The sequence below is a fragment of the Streptantibioticus rubrisoli genome, assembly GCF_024436055.1.
Classification (GTDB): domain Bacteria; phylum Actinomycetota; class Actinomycetes; order Streptomycetales; family Streptomycetaceae; genus Streptantibioticus_A; species Streptantibioticus_A rubrisoli.
Window position 1 is genome coordinate 100959 of sequence record NZ_JANFNH010000013.1, and the last position, 24040, is coordinate 124998.

11 protein-coding genes are annotated in these 24040 nt (G+C 68.3%); 4 read left to right on the plus strand and 7 right to left on the minus strand.

Annotated features, from left to right (window positions below; translation table 11 throughout):
• Positions 1-113: 113 nt before the first annotated feature.
• Positions 114-2258, minus strand: a complete 2145-nt coding sequence (locus NON19_RS14705; protein ID WP_255928146.1) for a DEAD/DEAH box helicase — start codon at positions 2256-2258, stop codon at positions 114-116.
• On the minus strand, positions 2255-3631 hold the full coding sequence (gene brxD, locus NON19_RS14710; RefSeq protein WP_255928148.1) for a BREX system ATP-binding protein BrxD: 1377 nt from the start codon (positions 3629-3631) through the stop codon (positions 2255-2257). Before brxD ends, NON19_RS14705 begins: the two co-directional genes overlap by 4 nt.
• A gap of 156 nt (positions 3632-3787) precedes the next feature.
• Here brxD and NON19_RS14715 point away from each other — a divergent pair, with 156 nt between their 5' ends.
• Together NON19_RS14715 and NON19_RS14720 are read left to right on the plus strand one after the other, a co-directional pair.
• Complete coding sequence (locus NON19_RS14715) at positions 3788-5569, plus strand: GmrSD restriction endonuclease domain-containing protein (RefSeq protein ID WP_255928150.1); 1782 nt, start codon at positions 3788-3790, stop codon at positions 5567-5569.
• A gap of 7 nt (positions 5570-5576) precedes the next feature.
• On the plus strand, positions 5577-6611 hold the full coding sequence (locus NON19_RS14720; RefSeq protein WP_255928152.1) for a CBS domain-containing protein: 1035 nt from the start codon (positions 5577-5579) through the stop codon (positions 6609-6611).
• A gap of 17 nt (positions 6612-6628) precedes the next feature.
• Here the strand turns inward: NON19_RS14720 and pglZ are convergent, their stop codons facing one another.
• The 3 genes from pglZ to NON19_RS14735 form a co-directional block, all read right to left on the minus strand.
• The gene (gene pglZ / locus NON19_RS14725) at positions 6629-9553 is read right to left on the minus strand and encodes a BREX-2 system phosphatase PglZ (RefSeq protein WP_255928154.1); all 2925 of its coding nucleotides are present in this window, start codon (positions 9551-9553) and stop codon (positions 6629-6631) included.
• Positions 9550-13494 (minus strand): BREX-2 system ATPase PglY, encoded by a 3945-nt coding sequence (pglY, locus tag NON19_RS14730; protein WP_255928156.1) that lies wholly within the window; start codon positions 13492-13494, stop codon positions 9550-9552. The genes pglZ and pglY overlap by 4 nt, the downstream gene beginning before the upstream one ends.
• 217 nt (positions 13495-13711) lie before the next feature.
• Entirely contained in the window at positions 13712-14143 is a 432-nt protein-coding gene (locus NON19_RS14735) for an ATP-binding protein (RefSeq protein ID WP_308213692.1), read from the minus strand.
• Between the two features lie 331 nt (positions 14144-14474).
• Here NON19_RS14735 and NON19_RS14740 point away from each other — a divergent pair, with 331 nt between their 5' ends.
• On the plus strand, positions 14475-15326 hold the full coding sequence (locus NON19_RS14740) for a helix-turn-helix domain-containing protein (RefSeq protein ID WP_255928160.1): 852 nt from the start codon (positions 14475-14477) through the stop codon (positions 15324-15326).
• Positions 15327-15334: 8 nt separating this feature from the next.
• A complete protein-coding gene (locus tag NON19_RS14745) occupies positions 15335-15526 on the plus strand; it encodes a hypothetical protein (RefSeq protein ID WP_255928162.1) in 192 nt (63 codons plus the stop codon).
• 56 nt (positions 15527-15582) lie between these two features.
• On the opposite strand, the gene pglX is transcribed toward NON19_RS14745, so the two are convergent.
• Together pglX and pglW are read right to left on the minus strand one after the other, a co-directional pair.
• Positions 15583-19185, minus strand: a complete 3603-nt coding sequence (gene pglX, locus NON19_RS14750; protein WP_255928164.1) for a BREX-2 system adenine-specific DNA-methyltransferase PglX — start codon at positions 19183-19185, stop codon at positions 15583-15585.
• Position 19186: 1 nt separating this feature from the next.
• Positions 19187-23989, minus strand: a complete 4803-nt coding sequence (gene pglW, locus NON19_RS14755; protein WP_255928186.1) for a BREX system serine/threonine kinase PglW — start codon at positions 23987-23989, stop codon at positions 19187-19189.
• Between the last annotated feature and the right edge of the window lie 51 nt (positions 23990-24040).

The following is a 24040-nucleotide window of genomic DNA, read 5'->3' on the forward strand; positions in this document are numbered from 1 at the left end:
GGGCGCGGAACACGACGCCGCTGTCGGCGAGTTGGATCTTAGACCGTGGGGGACTCCGTCTGCTGACGCCCCGCCTGCCCTGGAGCCACCGAAATAGGCGGTTGGCATTCTGGTCAGGGACGCCTCATATGTAGTCGCACGGGCTCGGCAAGGGCGGAAGTCGCCCCTGGGAAGTCGGCCAGCCGCATGGCGACCGTGGCCACGGCGAGCCGCTCGGGCAGCGCGGCGGAGAACTTCAGCCCCCGCACCGCGCGGCGGTCGACGTCCGGCAGGACCAGCGAGTTACCGGCCCCGGCGCGAGCCGCGCGCCACATCTCGGGAGTCAGGTCTTCCCGGAGTCGCACCCAGTAGTCCGTGGGACGTTGCACGGGATCGGCTACTGCGGCAAGGGTCGCCGCCAGCGTCGCGTTCGCGCGGTAGCCCGCCCAGGTCCACCACCGTACGTCGTCTCCTACTCGGGTCAGCAGCGTTCCCGCCGGGTGGACAAGGTCCGGTGCGTCGTCCTCCCGCCAAGTGCGCAGACACGCCAGAGCACGCCGGGTGAGCGACACTGGTGGGTCAGCTCCGAGCAACACCTCGCGCATGGCTCGCGTCAGCTCGTACGACAGCCCGGCGATGCCGCCGGAAGTCCATTTCGCGATCCCCCCGCTGTCGGCCGGCTCGACGAAGACTCGCTTGCGCGTCCAGTCGATGAACGTCACCTGCCAACTGCGCCCTGCCAGCAGCAGTCGCCGCGGCCCCGGACGTTCCTCGGTCAGTACTGATGGATCCGTCCGTCCGATCTCGGCGCGTCCCGACAACACGGTGAACTGCGGTGGCGCGGTGAAGGAGGCGGTCAATTCGATGAAGTGCCGGCGCCCGAAGCGTTTTTCGGCTTCCGGCCCTATGAACAGCAGCCCCCCGTCCTCGTCCAGGAATCCCTCGCGGACCAGGTGGCGAAGGATCGGCTCCGCTGAGGAGTCGAACGGAGCGAGCCCGTTCCATTCGCCTTGCCACAACTGGTCCCCCATCTTGTGTTCTTGCAAGGCGAGAGCGAGAAGCTGCTGCGCCACCAGGTGGCGTGGTTCCGGTGGAGAGCTCACCCTCTCCACCCAGCCACGCCCCCACAGCAGGAGCAGCCCGGCAGCGTGCAGAAGCGTCTCCTTGCGCGTCGTCACGAACAGGCAGTTGCGGACGGTGCCAGCGCGCCGACCCGTTCGGCCGATGCGTTGCAGGAACGAGGCGACAGTGCCCGGCGAGTCGACCTGGATCACCCGGTCCAGATCGCCCACGTCGATACCGAGTTCAAGGGTCGACGTCGCGATGATCACGCAGTCGCGAGCCTCGGCGAACGCCTGCTCCGAACGTGCCCGTTCCTCCGCGGAGAGCGAGGCGTGGGAGAGATAGGCGGTGACACCACGGGCACGCAGCGCGGCGCCGAGCTCCTCGACCTGACGCCGGGAGTCACAGAAGACCAGGCGCTTCTCGCCGTGGTGCAGCGACGCGATGAGTTTCGCGGCGTTGTCGAGGGAGGCCACGTAGTCGAGTTCCACGTCCCCGGGCGGGGGAGTGTTCGGGAGCTGGACAGTGGGATGAGCGGGTGCGATGACGCGCCCCGCGCGGTTCCCGGCCCCAGCTCCTTGGAGCCAGGTCAGCAACTGCTCCGGATTGCCCACGGTAGCCGACAGTCCAATCCGCTGGATGCGCCGTCCGCTGATCCGTTCGAGGCGTTCCAGCACGGCGAGCAGGTGCCATCCCCGGTCGTCGCCAGCGAAGGCGTGCACCTCGTCCACGATCACCGTCCGCACGTTGCCGAGCAGGTGAGCGTGATCGGTTTTCACGCCGATGAGCATGGATTCCAGGGATTCGGGGGTGGTGAGCAGGATGTCGGGCGGATCGGTGCGGATGCGTCTGCGGTGGGACTCCTTGATGTCGCCGTGCCAGATCGCCGCGCGTCGGCCGAGCCACTGCGAGTACGTGTCGACGCGGGTGATGAGGTTGTTGAGGAGCGCTTTGAGCGGGCAGAGGTAGAGCACGGAGACTCCGTGCCACCGGTGTCGGGCCATGGCCGACAGCAGGGGGAAGCAGGCTGCTTCCGTCTTACCGCCCGCGGTTGGGGCGAGGAGCACCGCGTCCTCGCCGTCCATCAGCGGTTTGATGGCAGCCCGTTGCAACGGCCGCAGGTCCGGCCAGCCAAGGGTGTTGACGATGTGATGGAGGACGACGGGATCGAGACGTTCCATCGGGTCGCCCGGACAGGAGGCTGGGGAAGACGTCATCCGGCGTCCGCTCCGCTGTCGTCCGGATCGACGTCGTCCAAAACCACGTCGTCAGCGGAGGCCGCCGGGGCAGCCGCGAGATTCCGTTCCTCTGGCGTGAGTTCGGCCCCGGTGAGGGTGAGGTGGTAGTGCCGTCGCGGGTCGAAGTCCTCGAACTGGTCGATCCGGTCCAGCACGTCGCCCACGAGCTTCTTGAGGTACAACCGGGGCGCCACGCCCACCTTTCCGCCCAGCGCACCGCTGACGGCCTGTGCCAGGTCGGCCAGATAGGCGTCGTCCGCCAACTCGCGCACGCGCCGCGGACTCGTCGCGCCGGATGCGTACAGGTCACGAATGGTGCGGCCGAGCCCGATCAGCGAATCGAGGGTGAACCCAGGAAGTCGCAGTTGCACCGCGCGAGGGTTGTCGAAGCGCGGGTCCGTGGTGAAGTCCGTGGCGAGCCGTTGAGACAGTGGCGCGAGCCGCTGGACGCCTTGCGTCCCGTCGTAGAAGGCGGGCGTTCCGGTGATCAGCAGGTACAGCCCCGGAAAGCGACCGGAATGCACCTCGTCGATCAGTTGTCGCAGGGCGTTGAGGGCCTTGTCTCGGGCGTCGGACCGTACGCGCTGAAGCGTCTCCACTTCGTCGAGCACGACGAGGAGGCCGCAGTGTCCGGAGTCGCGCAGCACGGTCAGCAGCCCCTGGAGGAAGCCGAGGGCGCCGAAGTGGTCCAGATCGCCGCGTACCCCCGCCGCACGGCGGGCGGACGCGGCCACGTGCGGCTGGCCGCCGAGCCAGGCGAGGATTGCCGCGGCGGTTCGCTCCTCGCCCGCGTCGAGCGCTGCGCGGTAGCCGCGCAGCGCGGCCGCGAAGGTCGGGGCGTGCCGGGACACTTCGTCCAGCCGCAGGGCCATCAGCTCGTCGACCGCGGCGGCCAGCCCTTCCTCGGTGGCGCCCGCCGCGAGGGCGTCCTCCTCCAGGGCGTAGAACCACGCGTCCACGACCGGTCGCAGGGCGCTCGGGGGGAAGCTCGATGTGGTCATGCGCTCGGTGAGGCGCCGGTAGACGGTCTCCAGCCGGTGCAGCGGCGTCTCGTTCTCCGAGATCTGGATTTCGGCGATGGCGAAATTCCGCCTTCGTGCCCGCTCTCCCAGCCATCGGCTGAAGAAGGTCTTTCCCGAGCCGTACTCACCACGTACGGCCTTGAACACCGATGCACCGGAGGCGACCGCGTCGAGTTCGGCGTCCAGGGCCGCCTCGAACCGCCCGAGCCCGGTAGCGAACAACCCGAGCCCGCTCTCCGGTACGGCTCCGCGTCGCAGCGCGTCGATGACGTCGCGCCGACGCGTCGCGCTGATACCGGAGTCGGACTTCGCGGGGCTTGGTGCGTTCACATGTCCAGTGTCCCATCGGCCGGACGAGAGCTCGGTGGTTGGCCGAAAACATACGGTGTCGACACGTAGAGTCACGCTCACGCTTGACGGGCACGAACACCGGTGGTTCGAATTCTCGGTTACACCGATCGCGCACAGGGGTGGGGGAAACGCACCGTGGCACTTGACAGTCCCAAGCTCCAGGAAGTTCTGGAGGACATCCAATCCGGGGAACTGCAGCTCCCGGACTTCCAGCGTGACTGGGTGTGGGACGACGAACGCATCCGGGCCCTCGTCGGCACGGTGACGCTGGACTACCCGCTGGGCGTCGTCATGACTCTGCAGACCGGCGGCCACTCCCCGTTCCGCGCCCGCACGTTGACCGGCGCCGAAGCGGCGGGAGCGGTCAACCCCAGCCTGCTGCTCCTGGACGGACAGCAGCGACTCACCTCCCTCTTCCAGGCTCTCCACAGCGATCAACCGGTCAGGACCAAGGACGCGCGCAACAAGCCGCTCGAGTGCTGGTACTACGTGGACATCGCCAAAGCCGTCGGCACCCCGGCCGACCGCGATGACGCGATCGTGTCCGTGCCCGAGGACAAGGTGCTGAGCATCTCGCGCAAGGAGCGGCTCGACCTGAGCAGTACGGAACTGGAGTGCCGGGCGGGGTACTTCCCGTTGCACTTCGTCTTCGACATCCAGCGGGTGAACGTCTGGCAGCGGGCCTTTGTGATGGCCGACGACGCGAACTGGGACCTGTGGTCGAAGTTCGAGGAGCACGTGCTCAAGCACGTGCGGTCCTTCCTCATTCCGATGATCAAGCTGTCGTCCACCACCACGCTGGACGCGGTCTGCTCGGTCTTCGAGCGAGTGAACACCGGCGGTGTTCCGCTCAACGTCTTCGAGCTGCTGACCGCAAGCTACGCGGGCGACCGTCAATACGAGCGTGAGCACAACGACTACTACCGCCTGCCGGACGAGTGGCGGGACATCAAGAAGAGCCTCGCCGCCGCGTACCCGGTGTTCGACGGCGACGGGCTCAGCAGCAGCGACTTCCTCCAGGCTGTCACCCTGGTGCTGACGTGGGAACGCAAGCAGGAGGTCCGAGGAGCCGCGGTGTCCTGCAAGCGGCGGGATCTGCTGAAGCTGCCGCTCGCGGACTTCCGTCGGCTCGCGCCCCGGGTGGCCGAGGCGTTCGAGTGGGTAGGGGACTTCCTCCAGCGGCAGTGCATCGTCCGCAGCGGTGATGTGCCCTACCGCACGCAACTGGTCCCGCTGGCCGCCGTACGCGCCATCATCGGCGACCGTATCGACGAGGACTCCGCGGCTGGCGAGAAGATCAACCGCTGGTACTGGTGCGGTGTGCTCGGCGAGATGTACGGCGGTTCGACGGAGAGCCGCTTCACCCGGGACGTGGAACAGCTCATCGGCTGGCTGCGGGGCGAGCCCTACGTCCCGGACACGATCACCGAGGCGGTCTTCGTGTCGGACCGCCTGGACAGCCTCACCACCCGCAACAGTGCGGCGTACAAGGGCATTTACGCGCTGCTGGCCAAGCAGGGCGCGGTGGACTGGTACTACAACGAGGCGCCGCTCAATCCGGCTCTGCTGCTCCAGTACGCCGTGTCCGTCCGTCAGGTGTTTCCCAAGGAGTGGTTCACCCGTCAGGGGATCAAAGACCAGCGAGCGAACTCGATCGTCAACAAAACACCCCTGTCCTACCGGGCCGGTCGCATCATGACCGGCCCGCCCGGGGTCTACCTCAAGTCGCTCGTCGCCGAGTCCGGAATGCGCCCGGAGTGGTTCGACGACATCGTCGCCACTCACCTCATGGATCCGGTCGCGCTGCACGAAGACGACTTCGAGCGCTTCTACGCCGACCGGTCCAGGCAGCTGCTTGAGCTGGTGAACAACGCCATGGGCAAGCGCACGGTCTTCCGCGACGCGTCGGACCGGTGACGCGATCATGACCGACTCCACAAACCGGCGGGAAGCGCTGCTCGCGCTCAAAGGCAAGACCGTGTCGTTGCCGGACCTTCTGGCGGTCTTCGGCTTTCGGGTGCGCAACTACCAGACAGTCCCGGTGGTTACCGCCGAGCTGAAGGACGCGGGCTTGGCAACGGTGCCGTCCTTCGCTGTCTGCGGCCTGAAGGAGAAGCTGCTGGTCGTCGCCGAGACCGCCGAGACCGCCGAGGTCCACCAGGACGCCGACGAAGGGGACGAGGACGGCGAACTACTCCAGGGCACGCTTCCGCAGCATTCGTTCAAGATCGGCGATCTGCCCTCGGCGCGCGCCGGTGTGGTCTCCGTGTCGCCCAGCTCGCAACTGTCAGACGCCACCCACATCATGCAGGCCAAGAACTACTCGCAGATTCCGGTGATCGACGGCACGTCCGGCCTTCGCGGCGTCATCACCTGGAAGTCAGTGGCCGCGAAGTACGCCACCGGCACCGTGCCGACGCTCACCAACGCCATGGTCGAGGACGTGCCAGTCGCCCTGGTGAGCCAGGAGCTGTTCCCGCTTCTGCCGCTGTTGATCGAGGCCGGCTATCTTCTGGTGCTGGACGAGAACGGCTCCTACAGCGGAATCGTGACCGCGGCTGACATCACCGCTCGCTTCCACGCCACCGCCCTACCGTTCTTCCTCGTCGGGGAGATCGAGTTCGGGCTGCGCAAGTGCCTGGGAGCCAAGCTCAGCCCCGACGCGATCCGGGCCGTGCAGCACAAGAACAAGCAGACCGGGAACATCGCCGATCTGATGTTCGGCCAGTACGTCAGGTTGCTGCGGGAGGACGAGAACAACCCAACGCTGAGCGCCCAGGCGGACGCCAACTGGGCAGCTTTGGGCTGGACAGGTGTCAGCAGGAGGCAATTCGTGCACGCCCTCAGCCGCGTGAAGGACATCCGCAACAAGATCGCACACTTCGACAACGAGCCGCTGACCGAACAACTCATCACCGAGCTGGTCGAGTTCTCCGGGTTGCTCAAGATGTACATGTGACCGCGCTGCACATGTGATCAGGAGCCCGGTCCCCGGCCCAGCTCGAACTGCTCCCGCAGTAGCGCTCGATTGAGCCGAAGCGTGCGCCCGTCGGCCAGCATCTCCAGTACCTGGACGCCGTCGAAGTTGAGCAGTTGCCGCAGCACCGCGCAGAAGCCGTCCGCGCGCGATGTGGGCAGCCCGATCCGCTGGGCGAGGGCGGTCACCGGCAGTGTGCCGCCCGCGCCCAGCAGTTCGCGCACCGCCTGTTCCACCTTTGCCGGATCAGGCTTGCGGGCCAGGGACTCCCGCTGCGCCTGGAACAGCTCGGAGTCGACCAGTGCGGTGACCAGGGCGTCGTCCGGAGCGATCGCCTCCGCCTTGAACAGCGCGTGCTCGCCGTCGGGCACCATCGTGACCTCGAACAGCGACTGGGCGCCGGAAGCCGAGGCATCGAGGCTCTGGCGCCTTGTGGTAGCACGCCTGGCAGGTCTGGATCTGGTCTTCGGACCGGGCGCCGACGTGCGCTTGTCCGCCTGCGTGCTGGCGTTCCACCAAACCGGTTGCTGGCCGCCCAGTTCTCGCCAGCCCCTGGGCGGTTCCGCGCCGAAGCGCATGAACGCCAGGACGGGGATGGCGACTTCGGCGAGCGAGGCACCGCCGTGGTAGCCCGCCTTCAGCGCCGTGTAACGGGAGTCGGCGTCCCACAGCGCGACGATGGACCCACCGGTTTCGGGCGACACCACACGTGGGCCGCTGAGTTCTATCTCGTTCTCACCGATCGGGCCGCCGGGCGCGCGGTGCCGTGCCGACAGGGGTGTCGCCGCCTCGACGCGGACGCCGTACCGGTCGATGACATGACCGTGGTCGCTGGTGAGAATGACGGCCCTGCCCTGCACGGCGGCCTGCGACAGCAACTCGCGAAGCCCGCCTATGTCGGCGGTTCGCCAGGATGCGTCGCCGAGCTTCTGCTCTTTGGCGAGCCGGTCGTCGATGGTGTTGAGCACCACGGCGACATGCGTGCTCTCGCTGCTCATCGCCTCTTGCAGCGCGGGGCTGAACGCGTCGCCACCGCTGTCCGCGCGCAGGTCGTCCTTGTGGAAGACGGCGACGTCCCTGCCGCCCCAGAACGCGTGCCGGCGGAAGATCGCGGCCTCGTCGCGCTGCGAGCCGGTCATCAGCCGCCCGGCGAAGAGGGAGGTGCGGGACACCGCGGTGACGGTGGGCAGGGCGGCCGCCATGCCGCGCCGGCGCGGGGTGTCCTTCGCACCGCGTACCGGGTCGTACTCCGCCCAGTCCCGGCGCAGTTCCTCGCCGAACTCCGCCGCGATGGCCGCGCTCATCCCGTCCAGCACGATCAGCAGCACCCGGACGTCGTCGTCCTTGACGACCGGTGCCACGACGCGGGACAGGAACGATTCTACGGTGAGCATCGTCCCCGTGTCGCCGCCGGTAGAGGCCCACGTTCCGAAGTCGCGGGCGAATCGTTGGTCGATCGCCCGACGCCGCTCGCGGACCGTGGAGCACAAGGCGTCGTAGGCCGCTTTGAGTTCATGCGTCGGATCGCCGCCCGCCGCCACGTGCTCCAGAGCCAGATCGACCCAACCCGTTTCCGCCACATGGCCGTTGATCGCGTCCGTAACGCTCTGCGTCGTCTCATCGGCGTGGTCAGCTGCGGGTCCGGTCGCGAGCCACCGTGTCAGCCGCTGAGCCATCCTGGCCCGCTCCACGCGCACGTGTGCGTCCTCGTCGGCCGCGAGCCGATGCCGTTCCAGCTCCCGCACGGCGAACTCGACCCGCGCCGCGTCCCGGGCGGCCAGAGCATGCCCGACAGCGGTGAAACGCGCCTCAAGTCCAGCCCGCAACAGGGGACTTGTGCCGCACGCCCGCTCCGCGCCGAACTGCCGGCTCAGCGCCGAGGCACGGTCCAGGACGGCGGCGGTCATACGGCGAGCCGCGGCCATGTCCTCGGCCGAGCCGGACCGGCCGGACGCCAGCAGCGCCGTGACGAACTCCTCGCAGGCTCGCCCGAAGGCGGCGACCATGGCGTCCAGCAACTGCCCCTGGGCGGGCGGCGGATCACCGAACCACCGCTCGGCCCGGCCGCGCGCCCGGTAGTCCTCGGCGTCCGCCGAGTCGTCCGCGTGTACCCACAGCGCCGCGCACACCAGGCCGAACGCCACGGCATCCGACCCGTGTTCCGCGGCGACCAGGGCGAGCAGCGCGCGGCCCGCCAGCCCAGCCTGCTCCTCCTCGCCGAGGAACCGGGTCAGCCCGTCCTGCTCCGGCGCACGCAGGGCCAGGAACCGCTCCGGCCCGCACGGGGCGAGCGACCAGCGCAGCAAGGTGTGCACGTCCAGCTCCACCGCGCCCGCGACGCCGCCGGGGGATCGGCCTTCCACGTCCGGGTCGTAGACGCCCGCGCCCAGGCGGCGCAGCGCCAGCGCGGCCAGCGCGTACCGCCGCGGCAGCAGGCCCTTGCCCAACTGTGGCCAGCCGCCCGGCGGCGTCGCGTCCAGTAGTGCCTCGGCCGCCCAGTTCTCCGCGGCCAGTGCGCGATCGGTGCCCTGCGCGCCGAACGCCTCGCGCACCACGTCCCAGATGTCCACGGCGTTGACGCGCTGCTTGTGGACCCGGGCCAGCAGGTCGGCGCCGAGTTCGGACTCCTCACGGTCCGTCAGCACCACCAGTACTTCCGGCCCGGCCGCGCCGGGCGCGAGGTGGCCCAGCACCAGTTCGAGGACGGCGAGCGGCGAGCCGCCGGTGGCGACCCTGGCACGCCGCTCACCCCAGACGATCTGAGCGGCGCCGTCCCAGACAGGGGCAGCCCGCAGCAGAACGGCCTTGCGCTTGCCGGTGGCCAGCCCGGACTGCGAGGCCAGGTACTGCGTCACCGTGGTGGTGTTCAGCCGCACTGCGCTGGTACCGGCGTGGGTGGTGCCCGTCGTGGTGCTCGTGCTCACTCGCCCTCCACCACGCGCCAGCTGATCTCGATGACGGCGTCCGGTTCCCGGGCCGCCAACTCCTCCAGTTCGGCGCGCAGTTCCGCGATGGCGCGGGACGCCTTGGTACGGCCGCCGCCCGAGCGCCGCACCCGCCGCTCACCCGGTGTGCGCTCGGTGCGCGCCTCGGGTACGGGCGGATGGCTGCTCGGCGTCGTCAGGTCCACCGAGCCGGGACCGGGACGGACGGGCGTGGGCCGCTCCGCCCGTGATGCCTCGGCGACGGAGTGCGCTTCGACCCTGCTGCGTTCCTCCATCACCGCCACGACCGCCCGCCTGGCGTCCCGCAGGGCGTCCGGCAGGTTGGCGGTGCGCTGGTCGGCGCGGGCCGCGTTCCGCAGCGCGTCCAGCGCCGCCTGGCCCTTCGGCCCGTAGCCCGGGGCGAGCCGCAGCATGTCCCACGCCGCGTTCGCCAACGCGGAGGCGACGGCCTGCGCCTGCACGATCGACACCCCGTACCGGGGCGCGGGCGCACCCGCCAGGTCGAACCCGGCCAGCGCGGCGACGGTCTGCCGGGCGGAGCCGGTACCGCTCGCCGAGCCCTGGTCGGTGGCGAGCAGGGCGTCGAGCAGCGCCAACGAGCGTCGGGCCAGGGCGAGTCGGCCGGAGTCGTCGGTCTCGTCGAGGCCGAGCAGTGCGGCGTGCTGCTCCAACTGCTCCACGAGATCCGCCGCGTGGGGCTGGTACGCGCGCGCCTTGCCCAGGATCTGCCGGGCGAACTGGCTGACGATCCGCCCGCGCCGCAGCGTCGGAGCCTTCTCGCCGAAGATCTCCTCGTACCGCCGCCGGGCCTCGTCCCACACCGACTCGTCGGGCAGCGGCTGGGCACGCAGCGCGTCCCCGGCCTTGATCTGGCCCGGTTCGGGCGCCGGGTCGAGCAGGCCGCCGGCCCGCACCCACACCCGGTCGTCCATCTCCGCGTAGGAGGCGATCACCAGGTTGGCGAGATGCGGGGCGAGCCCCATCGCCTGCGGCCGGTCGATCCACTCGGTGAGCCGTACGACGGACAGGTCGCCGGTGACGCCCTCGGTGCTCGCCTGCCGCAGGAAGTGGTCGCGCCAGCGGGTGGACAGCTCGAAGTACGCCTCCTTCTGCGACCCGAGTCCCAGCGGCATGGCGATGTGCCGCATGGCGTCACGGTCCTTGGCCGGTACCTCCACCCGCCGATCCGCGGCTTCGGTGGCGGCGCGCAGATGTGTGAAGACCGTGCGTACCTCGGCGGGCCTGACGGCCACGTCCTTGCCCTCCGGGTCGAGGTCGGGGTGCGCGGGGAACTGGTGGGCCAGCAGCTTGCCCGCGATGTGCCGGGCCGCGTCGCGCAGCGACTGCCCGACGGACGGCTTGAGGTCCGCCACGTCAGGCAGGGGCACGAGGTGGTCGTCGTGGCCGAGTTCCACGTCGGTGGGCTTCTTCTCGGCAAGCCCGTACGCCTGCTTGAGCGCGGCCTTCACCGTCTTGGTCAGCGAGGTGCGCTGGCCTTCCAGGAGCGCCTTGGCGCGTGCGCGGTTGTCGGCGTTGAGGTGCGAGGCGTACTGGGTGTCGAACCTGCGGGCGTCGGCGAGCGCGTAGCTGATGGTGACCAGACGCCGGAAGTCCCTGTACCGGGAGTCCGACAGCTCGGCCGGAATCCACGCCACGGTCCGCGGCCGTTCCCCGGGCTTGTCGCGAAGGTCGCGCACCCGGTTGACGTCCTCGGTCGGCCCGTACTCACCTTCGTGGTGCGGCAGTCCGACGACCAGCCGCCACAGGGACTCGTCGCTGGGCGAGAAGTCGTGGTCCGGCACGCTGTCCGGGTCGGCGATCTCGCCGATCACCACCTCCAGCGTGCGGTCCGAGCCCCGCCAGACCAGAGTGAGTTCGTCGGCACCCATCCGGCCTTCGTGCAGTTCGAAGCCGATCTCCTCCGCCAACAGCCGCTTGAGCAGCGCCCGCCGGTTGCCGGGGTTGTCGTTGACGTTGGCGTTGGCGATCACGGAGTCGACGTCCACACCGGCCAGTTCCAGGCGGACGCCCGGGTTGGCCTGGGTGCCGGTCTCCTTGATCTCGGGGAAGCGGGACGCCCACTCGGTGACCTTGAACTTGATCGCGCCGACCTCGGCCCCCGGGATCGGCGAGACCACCGAGCCGTGGTTGAGCGCGCCGAGCCGCCGGATCGTGAGATCGCGCAGGGCCGGGACGCTGGGCGCCAGGGCGGACAGCAGCAGGGTGCACATCAGCCGGTTGTCCCCGATGAAGTTCCGGCACTGCTGCGCGAGTCGGCCGTCCACGTCATCGGGGTGGTGCAGGTAGCGTTCGACATCCTCCTCGGTGACCTCGGACTGGCCGAGCAGGTAGGGCCGCAGCTTGGTCCGGTACAGCTTGTCGGCGGCCTTGAACTCCGCCTTCAGCTTGTCCACGAACGGCTCGTCGCCACCGTCCGCGATCACCTGGTACAGGTCGCCGAGCGGGATGAGTTGCTCCAGCCGCGCGTCGTCGCGGTGGTCGGCGAGGAGCTGCCCCATCAGCTTCAGACCGGTACGGGACCGCTGGAGCGCGGAGGAGATGTGGACCAGGGTGTCCATGAAGGCGGGGGAGAAGGGGTACGTCAGTCGGAACGACTCCTCGTCCGCGCCGGTCGTCCCCTCCTCGGAGCCGAGCAGCACGTCCCACACCGCCGGTCCGCCGGACCGCTTGGCCTTGGCGAACGCGGCGTCGATCCGGGCCCTAGCCTCGTTGTCCTTGGGCTTCAGCAGCCGGGCGTGGGCGATCTGCGGGAGGTTGCGGTCCTCCAGCGTGATCTTGTCGAACCGGCCCGAGGCGAGGTTGAGACTGTCCTGGATCGCGGTCTCGGCCGCGCCGGACAGTTCCTCGCCGACCAGCTCGCGCAGGTCACGCTGGCGTGCGATGAACGACACGATCGGCAGGGCCCGCCGGGAGTCCGCGCCCTCCACGAAGTTGGTGATCTTGTCCGCCTCGCGGGAGACGAACTTCTGGTCGTGGATGCGGTTGGCGAGCCACAGGATCAGCTCGTCCATGAAGAGGATGAGCCCGTCGTAGCCGAGCCCCTTGGCGTGCGCGGCGATCACCGCGAGCCCGGCGTCCAACGAGACGAACCCGTGCTCGTCCTCCGCCGCGTTCTGGGCGAACCCCGGGAACCAGCCCGCGATCGCGTCGTGTACCAACTTGGCGCGCAGCTCGGCGGGCGTGCTCGGGTTGACCACGTCGAGGTTCACCTCGTCGCCGTCCACCTGCTCGGCGGCGAGCGCGGTGTCCACCAGCCCGGGCGTCCAGGAGAACCCGTCGCCCCACTCGTCGTCCTCGTCCGTCCCGTCCTCACCGCCCAGGCCCGCGATGAACTGCTCGTCGCCCACCCGTTCCCGCAGCCGCCGGATGTCCGCGAAGAGTGAGTCGGTCCGGTACACCTGGGGGGTGGGGGCGTTGGGGTGTAGCGCCTTGACGTGCGAGACGTAGCCGCCGAGGATGCGCTGCTCCAACGACTTGGCGCCGAGCATGTGGTACGGCACCAGCAGGAAATTCTTCCGCTGTCCGGCGCCTCCCGCGCCGGACAGCCATGTGTGCTTCGCCAGCACCGGATCGAACTCGGTACGCGCGAGGGCGGCTTGGTCACCGCGCAACAACGCGTACAGAACCGCCATGAAATGGGACTTACCGGAACCGAAGGAGCCATGCAGGTACGCCGCCTTCGACGTCTGTCCGTCCAGCGCCGCCCGGATCAGCCCCAGCGCCTCGTCGAAGTTCTCCAGCAGCCGCTCGGTGACCACGTAGTCCTGCAGCGCCCGGGCGCTGCCCTCCTCGGTGACCGCCTCGGCGAGCTTCAGGACGAAGTCGGAGGTGGAGATCGACGGCTTGATGTCGATCACATCGCGGAGCAGCGGCGGCTGGTCGGTGGCGCTGGGTGACATCGCTTCTTCGGCTTCTTTTCCGTCTGTTGTGTCTCGTTTGACCCGGGAAAAATTAGCGGGTACCCGCCATCCTTTCATTCGTCAACCGTGTTCGTCTTCCTGTCGTCCGTGATGCGGCGGAAGGCGAACGGAGAGGGTTGGGGAGCGGGGCGCGTCGGCTGTCCGAGGGGGCGCTCTGTGCCCCGCGTCTCTTTGTGGGGTGGGGGCGGGTGCGGCCTCACCCTCTGTGCAGCCGTACTCCCGTGATGACGGACTTTCCGCACGGACGGCGTGGCACGACGGCCCAGGCTGTGGAAACCCTGTCGACCAGGACCAGCCCTCTGCCGTCGCAGGCGTAGGGATTGGACGTCCTGGTCACGGGCCAGCCATCTCCTGGGTCGGACACGGCCAGCCAGTAGTGGCCGTCGGTGGGCCAGAGGATCAGCTCGACCAGTTGGTCTTCGTTGTGAGGAGCTCCGTGCCGGATGGCGTTGGTGACCAGTTCGGAGGTCAAGAGGCTGAGGTCGTCGGCCAGTTGAGTCGCGCTGTCGGCGGGCAGCGCGTCGGCGACGGCTCGCCTGGCACGGGGTACAGAGGCCGGGTGGGCGGGGAACGTCCAATGGGAGGGGATGGTGGGGACGCGCGGCTGCGTTGCGGTGGGTGCGGACACGGGAGACGGCGAGCGAAACGGGACGGCGGGCATGGCTCAACCCCTTGATGACGTTGGGCGATTGGGCGCGTGCACGTGTCGCACGCGGTACGTACGCGCTCCCGGCCGCGCCGGTGGCCTACCTCCCTGGGCGCGAACGCCCCCGCCCCAGGGCAGGCGGGCACGCTCACGCGGTGCGCTTCCGGCGGTTGCGGTGTGTGGCTTGCGCGTGACTAAACGCTAGCGGCTGGCGGTGCAAATTGCCATGTGCTTGGGTGCAATTACCCCCACCAGGTTGGACCAAGACTGAGCCGCCACGGCAGACTGGGACTCGCTCGTCAGAAGGGACATCATGCCGACGCGACGCACACCCACCGAGCGCCAGAAGCGACTTGGGGCTGAACTGCGCAAACTCCGGCTGGCCGCAGAGGTCAGTACCGACTACGCGGCTGGTCTGTTGGGTATGGACCGCACGAGGATCTCCAACATGGAGTCCGGCACCCGAAGCATCAACCCGGACCGCGTACGCACCCTGACGAGCAACTATGCCTGTTCCGATGCTGCCTACATCGAGGCCCTGGTGGCTATGGCAGACGGCAAGGAGCGCGGCTGGTGGGAGCAGTACCGGGGTACTCTCCCGCAGGGCTTGCTCGACATCGCAGAACTGGAGTGGCACGCCACGAGGCTTCTGACCATCCAGACCGTTCACATTCCTGGTCTGCTCCAAACCGAGGACTACGCCCGGGCCGTGTTCAAGGCCGGGCTTCCGCCGATGTCCCGGTTGGAGATCGAGCTACGCGTGAACCATCGCATGGAGCGGCAGCGCGTGGTCGACGAGGAGATGAGCCGCCCATACGTCGGTTACGTCCACGAGGCTGCTCTGCGAATGCAGTTCGGCGGTCATAAGGTGATGCAAGCCCAACTCGACCAGCTTTGCACCCTGTCGGAACGCGAACACATCTCGGTGCGCGTCATCTCTGTTGATTGCGGCGCTTTCCCGGGTGCAGGCCACGCCCTTGTCTACGCTGAAGGTGCCGTCCCTCAACTCGACACCGTGGAACTGGACTCCGCACATGGACCGGAGTTCACCCATGCCGAGGCACAGCTCGCCAAGTACCGAGCACATCTCGACTGGATGGCGGAGAACGCCCTGACTCCCGAGCAGTCACGGGACTTCATCCACGCCATCGCGCGCCAACTCTAGGAGACCGGATGTCTGACATCACTTGGGAAGCCCCCTTCTGCGCGGAAGCCAGCAACTGCTTCCGAATCGGAACCGACGCCGAAGGCAACGCCTACATCGCCGTCAACGGTGAAGAAGATCGATACGTGACCGACTCGATAGAAGCGCTACGCAGACTGATCCTCGACGTAAAGGCGGGCAAGGTGGATCACCTGCTGTAAGCCGTACGGCTGGCCGGGGTGGACGACGCCAACCCCAGGCCAGCCGTTGCTGCGGCCTACTTCTTCGTAGCGCGGCGCCCGCGCGTGGGCGCCGCCGGGCGCCAGGCCCGCAGGTCGTCGTCGGTCAGGCCGTGCTCGCCCTGGATCTGCGCGCGGTACCCAGCGAAGAAGGCCGCGGGCGACATGCCGTACGTCGGGTCGAACTCGTCGTGCCACTGTCCAAGCCACGGCTGGAGTTCCAGCAGCCCAGCGAGCAGCGGGGTCAACTCCTCTGTGGTGGTGGCGTTGTTGGTGAAGTACGTGGTGAGGGCCTGCGCTTGCTCGCGGTGATCCCAGCCCGCCCACCCGTACAACTCGGGAACGCCGGAGGTGGTCGAGGAGTAGGAGATGAACCGCTCCTTCGGCACGTCCAACTTGCCCCGGGCACGCCAGTACGACGGCTTGAGGAAGTCGGCGGAGGTGTACTTCGGCGGTACGGGGATCGTGTCACGGATCTTCCGCTTGGCGGGCTCGTCCGGCGCGGCGTCCTCCTTGCGCTGGAGATCCCAGACGTGCTCCCAGTCCGCGCGCTTCTTCAGCCCGCTCGGCTTGTAGCGCAACGCGGCGAGGAACGGCACGTGTTCGTCGGCCAGCAGGTCGGCGACGACGGCGGGCAGGTCCTTGTTGGGCGCGTAGATCGCGGCAACGGACACGAAGTCCTCGTCACGCGAGAGCGCGTCAGTGAGCTGCGAGCGGGTGAGGAGGGTGGGCTGGTCGCCGTCCTGGTACCACAGCTCCCGCTTCTCGATCCGATCCAGCAACCACCCGCGCAAAGCGCGCTCCTGAAGCTTGTCCCACCCTTCGGTCGCCCACCGCCGCTTGTACTCCGGCCGCTCGATCATCCCGATTGCACGGGAGTTCTCGATGGCGTCGATCCGCTTCTGCACGACGGCCTTGTAGGCGTCCGGCCAGTGCTCCGGGATGCTGGTGATCGGCGTCGACCCATGCCGCTTGAACCACTCAGTGGAGGCTTTACCCTCCTCAACTTGCCGCGCAAGTGCGATTTCGAACGCTCTTTCGCCAAGGGATAGGTCAGGTACTTCCGCTTCGGATGATCGTAGATTCTCGGCATGTAGGTCGTAGTGGAAGTAGACCTGCCAGTCCAATTCCTCCTGAAGTGCGATCATCTGGGCTCGGATTGCCGTCCACTTTGCCTGTGCTTCCCGCAGGGCAGCCGATGCGGGGGTTGGCGCTTCTCTTGAGGTCAACGCGGAAGGGCTAGTGGCAGCCAACTCTTTGGCCAATCTGTGTAGGTTCGCGGCTAGGTCGACAGGGAAGCGTGAGGGAAGGGGAAACTCCTTCAATTTGGTTCCTGTGAACTCGTAGCGCTCCTCCCATGCCTCATCTTGCATGCCGCGCCCGTTCCCCCCACCTGCTTTAGGCTGGCTAACTTGTTTGAGCCAAAAGCATGCGGTTGAGCTGTTAAGAATGCCGAGCACTCCTACGATCGGCGCGGCCGAGCCTTCCTCGAGCGTGAATACTGTCGCCGCTTGCGAGAAGATTTCATCTGAGTCTCGAAGGAAGAAGTGTTGGTGAGTTGCTACGAGCGTGAAAACGAGAAGCTTCTTTGAATTGTATCGCTCAGGCGAGAAGGAAGAGTATTCATACCACGGCAGTCCGCGCTCCTCTTGTGTTCCAGACAGGGACTTTCTAATATGCAGAAGTTGCCTGGAAGGCCAAAGGGTCTTTAGCTCCTTAGTGGAGATATCGCGCTGTTCCCCTCGTTGTGAGTAAGGGAAAAGTGTTTCTGTGGAGCCTTGTGTAGCCCAGTCACGGATCTCGAATCCTTCGACAATTCGGCGCGTCAGGTCAGGAGAAATACCGGCGCGACTGGCGGCTCCGCGCGTGAGGTAGGCATCATCCTCGCGTGTGTTGAGCATGTTGCCTGAGTCTTGCACAAAACGATAAAGCGGAGTGGTCTCGGCAGAACTTTCCAGCCGATCGCGCAACTCCGAGGCGCCGCCTCCCGACAGGCTCCACGGATGTTTCCGAAGTCTGTCCCGTGATGTATCCGTAGAACTTACCCATTCGCTTTCTGTGTCAGGATTGTCGACCTGGCTGACGATAGCTTGCCATACCAGCCCTTGTGCGGGGACCTCGGGAAAACCCGGTTCTCCCCGCTTCCCCATGACCATTCGCACTGTTGCCGAACGGCCGCTTTTGTTGCGTCGTCCGATGAGAATTACGGTCGGTGTGCCGTGTCCTGGAATGTATGCTCCAGATGTGTCGATCACCTCTGTGAGTTCAACATCATTAGCGAAAAAATCTTCGATTAGTCGCTTTCCGAACTCCCGCTTCATGAAACCGTTCGAGGTGATCTGGCCGACGTATCCAGAACTGCTCCCGTTTGGTCCAGGACGCTTTGCGAGTTGGAAGAATCGCTCGGCGAATGGCACTGTCAGCTGATACTGCCTTGCACACGAGCTGTACAATCCTTTGTACAGCTCGTTGAGCGCCTTGTCCTTCACCGTGATGTACGGCGGATTTCCCACCACCACGTGGTACCGACCCTGCTCCAGAATCCCCTTGTACTCCGGCTCGTGGATGTCCTCCGTCGAGTACGAGAACTCCGCCAGTGGATCGCCCGCCTCCAGGTCATCGAACTCGAACCCGAGCTGCCGAGCCTTAATAAGCGAATCCCCCACCGCCAAATGGATCGGCCAATCCCACCGCCCCGCCTCCGCCAGCGTCCGCATCCCCGCAACGGCCATCGCCGCCACCAGCAGCCGGAACCGGGCGATCGCCACCGCGAACGGGTTGACGTCCACGCCGTGCACGGCATCCAGCGCAGCCCGCACCCGCGCGTGCCGGTCGACGTCAGGACGGCGCTCCGCCCACAGCGCAACCATCCGCCGGAACGCGCCCAGCACGAAGTGGCCCGACCCGCACGTCGGGTCGATCATCTTCAACTCGCCGAATGCCCCGCCCAGTTCCCGTACCACCGGGTTCATCGTGCGGTCGAGGATGAACTCCTCGACGAATTCCGGGGTTTGGAGCAGCGCGTACGTCTTGCGCGCCGCCTCCGACAGGTCCTGGTAGAGGTCGCCCAGGAAGCGGGTGTTCCAGCCCTCCGTGCCGTCTTCGTTCAGCGGGTCGGTGAAGTCGTGGACGAGGGCGCCCTGTTCGTCGCGCTCGCGCCAGAACTCGACCAGCGCCCGCGCGCCGTCGTGCGAGACGGGGATCTGGAAGAGCGGGTTGCGGTCCGGGTTGAACAGGAGCCTGCCCGCCTGGCCTTCGCCGAGTTCCGCGAAGGCGCGCTCCAGCCAGCCCCGGTACGTCGGGTCCGGGTCCTCGCTCGCGTACGCGGCGTACCGCTCCAGCGCGAGGTCGTGCCGTTCGCCGTCCGGGCCTGTGAGGTACGGCTCGGGGATCAGGCGGTTGTCCTCGCAGAAGCGGACGAAGACCGTGCCGAGCACCCAGGCGACGGCGACCTGGGTGATCCGCTCGTCCAGCCAGGAGTTCCAGGTGGCCCCCGTGCGCTTGACGTCGAAGGCGCGCTTGTGTTCCGCCTTGAGCCGGTCCCGTACCTCCGTGAGCGCCCGCACCTGCTTGTCCAGGTCGGTCTCGACCGCCTTCACCTGCTGCTTCAGGTCGTCCAGCAGTGCCTTGCGGTCGATCACGTCAGGCTCTCCTTTGTTGTACGGACGTTTGTTGTGCGGTTGGTGTACGGGCTGCGTCGGCGGCGGACGGTACGGCCGCAGTGCCGGGGCGGACTACCCACGCGTCGGGGAGTTCTATCCACTCACCCAGGCCGGACTGGTACGCCACCGCCGTCCGGCCCAGGCGCGGTGGGCGGGCGGGGTCGGACTGCGGGCAGAGCAGCCACAGCGCGCGCTCGCCGTGGCGGGCGCGGTCCGCGAGGCGCTCCAGGGTGGCCATCGCGTCGTAGCGGGCGAGCACGCCGGCGTCCACAAGCAGCACCGGACCGTCGCCGTTCGCGCGGCCGAGGCGGGCGGCGATGCGCGGTTCGACCAAACTCCACGCGGTGCGCGCGTACTCGGCGAACTTCATCGCCGCCTTCGAACCCGGCTCGGCGACATCCGCCTTGAGGATCGTCTCCCAGGTCGGCTTGGGCCGCCGATCCACCTGCTCGTGCAGTGCGGCGATGAACAGCTCCGCGACGGAGAGAACTTCCGCGCCCACCTGCCCGTCCGGGGTGGAGAGGCGACGGACCGCTCCCGTCATCCGCAGCGTGTGGACGGTGAGCACGCGGAAGCCGTCCCGCCGGGCCGAGGCCAGCAGCCGTTCACCGGTGCGGATCGCGGCGGCCAGCGTCGGGTCGTTGTCGTAGCGGGTGGCCTGGACGGCGGTGAGGGTCCGGCCGCGCGCGTCCGACGAGATGTAACTGGAGATGCTGTTGGCGTGCCGTGGGAGGTACCGCTGGATCCGATTGTCCTCGTGGGTCTTCAGCACCAGGTCGAAGCCTGCCTCCTGGAGCGCCTTGGTCAGCCGCCCGCCCTCCGGCAGGCTGTGACCGCCCCGGGCGTCCAGCAACTCCGGGAAGCGAGCCCGTACTCGTTCGTGGATCTCTTCGACGCGTAGCCCCGCTTGCTGGCCCTCGGGTACGCCGGGAACCAGGCGTACCAGCCCTGCCTGCGTCAGGCGCAGCGCGCGCACCAGCGGCAGGTTGCGCGGGTAGATCTCCAGCCGCGGGGTGGCGGCGGCGTTGCGGGACGCGGCGGCGGCCAGCTGGACGATGCGCCGCTCGTCCCAGGCCACGGCGCCCGGTGGCGGCGGAACGGCACCCAGTTCGGCGAGTACCGTCGCCGAGGTGGGCAGCGACTCGGCCTCGGCGAGCTTGTCGGCGACCCGGCCGAGCCGCTGTGCGTACTCCAACAGGGCAGGCCCCGACGGGGTGTCCGGTCCGTCGTCGTCACCGACCTCGAGGGCCAGCAGGCCCGCGCCCATGCCCTCGTCAACCGCATCGCGGTTGGCCGCGTGCTGGAACTCCCGGCTCGCGGGATCGAGTTGCTCGACCTCGACCACGACCCGTACCGCCGCGAGCGCCAACGCCCGGCGCTGCTCGCGGGTTTGCAACTGCGTACCACGGCGTACGGTGAGCGCGTCGGCGATCTCGGCGGCGGCGGCGACCCGTCCCATCCCGCGCAGCAGCTCCAGGACCTCGCCGCGCAGCGCGCGCACCGCGGTGTTGCGCTTCCAACGCGTGCGCTGCGCCTTGAGCATCTGCGGGATGCGGCCCGCGGTCAGCCCCAGTACGTCGGCCACGTCCTTCTGCTTGGGCCACGCCCCGATCGCGGGCAGCTCACCGTGCTCGTCGGGCAGGCGCAGCAACAGCCGCACCATCTCGACCTCGTTGGCGTTGGCGCCGTTCTTGCGCAGCTCCGGAACGAAGATCGCGGCGAGGGTGTCCAGGCTGACCGCGCGCAACGCCCGTTCGCCAAGCCCTCCGGCCTGATCGCCGCCGGACCTGGCCACCGCGTCGTTGAGGGCGGCCTCGGCTGCCGACAGTTCGGCGCGTGCCTCCTTGCGCCCCTCAGGGGTGAGCGGCGAGGGCGGCTGCTCGGCGAACTTCTTCCGCCACTGCTTGATCCGGCCCTGCACCTCGTTCCTGGTCTTGGTACCGAGACCAGGAGCGTTGAGCAGTCGACGCTGACTCAGGTCGAGGAGCTGGCCGACGGTGTGGACACCCAGGCCGTGTACGAACGAGATCGCGGCCGGGCCGAGTCCGGACGAGTTGATCGGGGTCTCGCGCGTGGCCTGCTCTGCCCACAGGTTGCGCTGCTGCTCCGCGCTCTCCGGCTCGGCGGCCTCGATACCGGGAGTGGTGGGGGCGTCGGCGTCGCCGGAGTTCGCCGTGGGAGTCGCCGGTGTGGGGGTGGAGTGACGGGAGCGGCTGGGGCGGTGCGAGGAGGGGAGTGCCTCGTCCAGGTCAAGGAAGATCTTCTTCCAGGCGTCCCGCATCTGCTTGAGCTCGGGGTACCGCTTGCTGGCGTCCCGGTGGAGGGCCGTGCGGAAGAACTTGACCAGCGCGTCCTTCACGGCGGAATCGAACGCGTCCGCGGCGATCGTCGGATACGGCTGGTCCTTCTCGTCGGTCTGCCGCGCCGACACCTTCCCGTCGCCCCAGACCGGCAGTTCGCGGGAGGCCATCTCGTGGAGGGTGACGGCGAGGGCGTACCGCTCCGCGTGGCCGTCGTAGACAGGACGCGCCAGCGTGCCGAGGAACGGGTCCAGATATCCCTCTGTTCCCGCCTGGTACTCCTGCACGGGGTAGCCCGCGAGCGAGAAGTCGATCAGCACCAGTTCCCGCGTGCGGTTCGGGCGGACCCGGATCGCGATGTTGTCCGGTTTGATGTCCCGGTGCCAGACGCCCTCGCCCTCAAGGAAGTCCACCGCCCCGAAGAGGTAGTCCCCGTAGGACTCCAATTGGTCGACGGTGAGTCGTCCCTCGTCGCGCAACAGGCGGGCGACGGTCTCCTCACGACGGCGGCGCCTGCTGGAAACGGTGCCGCTGCCGGTGGTGTCCTCCTCACGCTCGTCGCCGACGTACTCGATGACGAGAACCGTGCGTCCGGCGATCTTCTGTGGCTCGGGCTCGACGAGGCGGATGATCCGTGAGTCGGGGCGCAGCCTGCCCATCACTTCGGCCTCGCGTACCAGTAGCTTGGCGCGTTCCTCCGACATCGCGACCTTCAGCACCGCGAAGGCCTTCGACCTGCCGCGCACGGAGGGGTCGACGGTCAGGTCCCGTACCAGGAACGCGCGGCTGGTGGAGCCGGTGCCAAGGCGGCGGCGCACTTCCCAGCGACCGGCGAGCACGTCACCGGGGACGGCGTCCAGCGGGTCCTTCTCCTGCTGCTCCTCGGCGGCCGGGCGCGGCTGGTCGGGGATGGAGGGTGCCGGGGCACCGGTTGCGGCCCGTGCGGCGGCCTCCACCGCGGGTGCGGGCCCCTCGCCAGGCGGCGCGGTCAGGCTTTCCTCGACGAACTCCAGCATCTCCAGGAACTCGTTGACGGTCGCCAGACGCTGGCCGGGACGGAAGGCGGTCGCCGCCTGTACCAGCTCGTCGATGTCGGGGGAGAGCCCGTCGACCAGCGCGCTGGGCCGCAGGCCCTCGCCCGCCTCCAGGCGGGCCACCAGCTCGGCCTGGCTCGCGCCGGGCGGTTTGCCCGTCGCCAGCAGGTACGTGAGCATGCCGAGCCCGTAGATGTCGAGCGCGACGGGGTCGGGGTTGAGCGCGGTCAGGTCGGGGGCGAGGTACGGGTCGGCGCCCTCCGCGATGTGCGCTCCGGCGTTGGACAGCGCGGTGGGAGCGAAGCGGTCGGCGGTGGCCTGCCCGTGGTCGCCGAGTCGCTGGACGGCCACCTGCCAGTCGGAAATCTGCAGGTGTGGTACGAGCCAGCCGGCCGTCTCCGTGTCGGTCCCGGCGGCCCGGCCCCGGGGCCGTGGGATGACGTGCACGGAGTGCGCGGACAGCGTGCGGTGGTAGATCCGTGCGCCGTGCGCGCTGCGCACCGTCTCCGCGAGCTGGCGGACCAGGGCCATCCTGCCGAGGATGTCCAACTTGTCGCCGTACTGGGCGAGATACTCGTCCAGTCGCAGGGTCCGCGGATCGTATTCGAAGATCAGGGCGGGACCGGCGGTGTGGCCTGACGGGTCGTACTGCTTCAACTGGACGACGCCGGGGTGCCGGAAGCGCCGCAGCACCGCCGCCTCCCGCCGGGCGGCGCGCTCCACCGACGCTCGCAACTCCGCGTCCGACCCGCGCTCGCGAAGGTAGACGCGGATGCGGGCGGCCTCGGGCAACTCGCTGTGCTGGGCCAGGTAGTCGGCCCAGGTGGGTCCCGAGTCAAACGCCTTGCGGTTGAGCAGGTAGGGGCCGACCTTGTAGGCCGCGTCGCTCCGCGCGATGCCGATGCGCTCCAGGGACGACTTCAGCGCGCGCGAGCGGGTGGCGTCGAACCGGCGCCGCTGCTCGCGCGGCGGCTCCTTGAGCATCGCGACCAGTTCGTTGATCGTGTACACACCCTGCTGGTCGTGGGCGGGCAACCGGATCCGCAGCGACGAGTCCGTGAAGCAGACGGCCTCGGACACCCAGGGGGCGGGCATGCCGTGCGGCGTGGCCTGACGGAGGAGGTCGCCCAGTTCCCTCGCCTTCTTGTTCGCCAGGTGCAGCGGATTGCTGTGCGAGAGCTGCTGTCCACCGGGTCGGGTCTGCAGCCAGCTGCCGTTGCGGGACTCGACCGATCCGTGCCAGTCCTTCAGCTCGATCAGGTACACCCCGCCGGGCGCGACGACCAGCAGGTCTACCTCGCGTACGTGCCCCGTGCTGGCGGTGAATGTGAAGTTCGACCATGCCCGCCACGGCTCGGCGTCGGGCAGCTTGTCGCGGATCGCCTCCAGGCCCCTGCGTTCATGCGGGAACTCCGAGTCGGTGACTGTTTCCCACCGGCCGTCCCGCATACGCCAGCCCCGCTTCATCGCAATCTCGGTCAAAGGGGATGCGCAGTGGCT